Origin of the sequence: Nocardioides sp. (assembly GCF_034670285.1) — a bacterium.
Taxonomy (GTDB): domain Bacteria; phylum Actinomycetota; class Actinomycetes; order Propionibacteriales; family Nocardioidaceae; genus Nocardioides.
The window spans coordinates 1-2,975 of record NZ_JAXMNS010000443.1; the positions used below are offsets into that span (position 1 = coordinate 1).

4 protein-coding genes, 1 tRNA gene and 1 pseudogene are annotated in these 2,975 nt (G+C 71.1%); 2 read left to right on the forward strand and 4 right to left on the reverse strand.

Going from position 1 to position 2,975, the window contains the following annotated elements:
- Together VOI19_RS17345 and VOI19_RS17350 are read left to right on the forward strand one after the other, a co-directional pair.
- The coding region (locus tag VOI19_RS17345) for an SGNH hydrolase domain-containing protein (protein WP_323794205.1) at positions 1-841 on the forward strand (841 nt) is incomplete at its 5' end.
- A 192-nt stretch (positions 842-1,033) separates the two neighbouring features.
- The gene (locus VOI19_RS17350; RefSeq protein ID WP_323794206.1) at positions 1,034-1,327 is read left to right on the forward strand and encodes a hypothetical protein; all 294 of its coding nucleotides are present in this window, start codon (positions 1,034-1,036) and stop codon (positions 1,325-1,327) included.
- A 33-nt stretch (positions 1,328-1,360) separates the two neighbouring features.
- On the opposite strand, the gene VOI19_RS17355 is transcribed toward VOI19_RS17350, so the two are convergent.
- From VOI19_RS17355 to VOI19_RS17370, 4 genes and pseudogenes are all read right to left on the reverse strand, one after another.
- Positions 1,361-1,434: transfer RNA gene (locus VOI19_RS17355), tRNA-Leu, on the reverse strand.
- Between the two features lie 55 nt (positions 1,435-1,489).
- A complete protein-coding gene (def, locus tag VOI19_RS17360) occupies positions 1,490-2,038 on the reverse strand; it encodes a peptide deformylase (protein WP_323794207.1) in 549 nt (182 codons plus the stop codon).
- Positions 2,035-2,565 carry a glycine cleavage system protein R gene (locus tag VOI19_RS17365; protein WP_323794208.1) on the reverse strand — a complete coding sequence of 177 codons (531 nt, stop codon included), beginning with the start codon at positions 2,563-2,565 and terminating at the stop codon, positions 2,035-2,037. The genes def and VOI19_RS17365 overlap by 4 nt, the downstream gene beginning before the upstream one ends.
- A 25-nt stretch (positions 2,566-2,590) precedes the next feature.
- Positions 2,591-2,975: pseudogene (locus VOI19_RS17370) on the reverse strand (exopolyphosphatase); the annotation flags it as partial.

A 2,975-nucleotide genomic window follows, 5' to 3' on the forward strand; every position in this document is an offset into this window, starting at 1 on the left:
GGCCGCGCGCGACGGCCACCTGATCCCTGCGACGCTGCGTCCCGCCCTGCTCGACCTGGCCGACAGCGTGCCCGACCTCGGCGCGTGCGACTACGTCGACGACCAGGTCCGCGAGCTGTGCCCGCGCGGCCTCGGCGACCCGGAAGCACCGTCGATCGTGGTCCTGGGCAACTCCCACGGTCGGATGTGGATCCCCGCGTTCGAGGAGATCGCCGAGCGCGCCGGCTTCACGACGTACTACCTGGTGAAGTCGAACTGCACGGCTGCCGACCTGCTCGTGGGCGACATCAACCGCGACAACGAGCCCTGGGTGGCCTGCAGCGACTTCCGCGACTGGGCGATCGACCAGGTCGCCGAGATCGACCCGGCCCTGACCGTGGTGTCGACCAGCGGACCCAACGCGATCATCTACACCGACGACGGGCGGCGGCTGCGTCAGGTCGATCCCGACCGCTCCGCCGTCACGCAGCAGGGCTTCGAGGACCTCTTCGCCCGCCTCGAGCCCCACACCGATCGACTGGTGCTGCTGCGCGACATCCCGAAGTCCGACGACGACCCGGGCACCTGCCTCACCCAGGGCGAGGCCGACCTCGCGACCTGTCTGTTCACCCCGATCGATCTCCAGGAAGCGGACTCCGAGGCCTCCGTCGCCGCAGCGGAGGCCGCCGGCGTCGAGTTCATCGACCCCACCCCCTGGGTCTGCTGGAACGACCAGTGCCCCGTCGTCATCGGTGACCTGATCCCCTACCGCGACCGCGGTCACCTCACCGAGGAGTACGCCGCCGAGCTGGCCGACGACCTCGGCCGCCGGCTGGGTCTGTGGAGCGCCGGCGGGTCCTGAGCGCTCTCCACCGCGCTCCGGCCACGCTCCGGTCTAGACCTGAAACGCGCCTCCGCGGCGCCATTTTCGACCTCGCTGAGCGGGCAAGCCTGATTGACAGAATTTCACACGATCTGACAGTCGTCAGGTCACGGCATTCTGGGCCCAGCGGGACAGCCCCGCACCACCACGAGGTCTCGGGGGAACCACATGATGACTCAGGAAGCAGTGGAGTGCAGCGGGGCGTCCCTGACCCTGCACTGCCCGGTGGACCGGCTGCCCGGTCACCTCCAGGGCGCCGTCATCCGGTGGCTCGTGGAGCACGACATCAACCCTGACACCATCGCCGTCGACCAGCCCATCGAGCGCGACTCGATGCGCGAGATCCTCACCTGGCGCGAGAACAGCGACTACGGGGTCCTGGTGCGCACCCGACTGCCCGCCGTCGCCGACGGCGCCGTGTGGCCGGCGCCCTTCCCGGCGATGCTCATGCGCCAGTCCGCCTGAGCGACCCGTTCGGGCCGCACGGGCCTTCTGAGGTGCCCCCGGTGGGGGTCGAACCCACACTGCACCGGTTTTAAGCCGGCTTCCTCTGCCAATTGGGATACGGGGGCCACGGACCTACAGGCAGGCCTACAGGTAGGCCTACAGGTAGGCCTACAGGTAGGCCTACAGGTAGGTCTGTCGAGCGTAGACCGCATGGGCTCCGGCCACGCGATCGAGGAACAGCAGGCCGTCGCAGTGGTCGATCTCGTGCTGGAGCGCCCGGGCGTCGAACGCCTCGGCCCGCACCTGCACGACCTCGCCGCTGCCGGGCAGCTGACCCTGCACGAGCACCTTCGAGGCGCGCTTCACGTCGCCGGTGAGGTCGGGCACGCTCATGCAGCCCTCCCGCGCCTTGTCGTTGCGCGAGGACTCGACGACCTCGGCGTTGCAGAGCACGAACGTGCCGTGGTGCTCACGAGTCTTGGGGTGCGCGGAGACGTCCACGCAGAACACCTGCACACCGACGCCCACCTGCGGCGCCGCCAGCCCGACGCACCCGGGGCTGACCCGCATCGTGGCCACGAGGTCGGCGGCGAGCTGCACGATCTCGGGGCTGCGGGGATCGACCTGCTCCCCCGGCGTCGACAGCACCGGTGCCGGCGCCCGGACGACGTCCAGCACGCGTGCCTCGACCCCGAGCTCGTGCTCGGTCCACTCAGCGACCCGGTTCACAGGTCGTCGGCCTCGCCCGCCCGCAACGACGCCTCGACCCCGAGGTCGGCGGCGACCTCGCGCACGGCGAGGCGCAACGCCTCCGCGTCGACCTCGGGCGGCAGGTCGATCTCGGCCATGACGACGTAGAGCGGGCCCGCGAGCCGCGTCGTCAGGTCGGTGATGTTGCCGCCCACCCGGGCGACCTCCGCCACGAGCGCAGAGACGATCCCGGGACGATCTCCGCCGTGCACCGAGAGGAGCCAGTGCGTGCCGACCGCGGAGGCGGCCTCGTCCGCGGGCACCTCGCGCACGGTGACGTTCAGCGAGCCGTCCGTCGTCAGCGGCGCGAGCGCCTCCTCGATGGCGTCGGCAGCGACCGTGCCCGAGCTCAGCAGCATCATCGCGAAGTGACCCCGCAGCAGGGTCATCGTGGAGTCCTCGAGGTTGAGCCCGAGGTCGGCGAGCCGCTCGGTCGTCTCGGCGATGATGCCGGGCCGGTCACGGCCGAGGACGGTGATCGCGTGCAGCGTCTGGGGATCAGTCACCCCCACATTGTCGCAGCGCCCCGCCTCAGCGCCGGAGGGAGGCCGCGATGCCGTCGAGGATGTCGCACTCCGAGACGAGGAGGTCGTCGGCAGCACAACGCGCCAGCACCCGGGAGAGGATGAGGGCACCGACCCCGATCACGTCGGCGCGGCCCGGGTGCATCCACGGCAGCGCGCGGCGCTCGCGCACCGTGAGGGCCAGCAGCCGCTCGACGTGCTCCTGGACCCGCGACACCGCCAGCACCTGCTGGTCGATCGCCGAGCGGTCGTAGGCCGACAGGTCGAGGACGCCGGCGGCGACGGTGGTCACGGTGCCGGCCACGCCGATCACGGTGGCGACTCGGCTCAGGTCGATGGGGCAGCCGTCGAGCGCGACCACGACGTCGGCCACCACGCGTGCGACCTGCTCG

Bases quoted from the DNA above. Each gene is read 5' to 3' on its own strand.
- VOI19_RS17350 (WP_323794206.1), top strand. From the start codon at position 1,034: ATGACTCAGGAAGCAGTGGAGTGCAGCGGGGCGTCCCTGACCCTGCAC.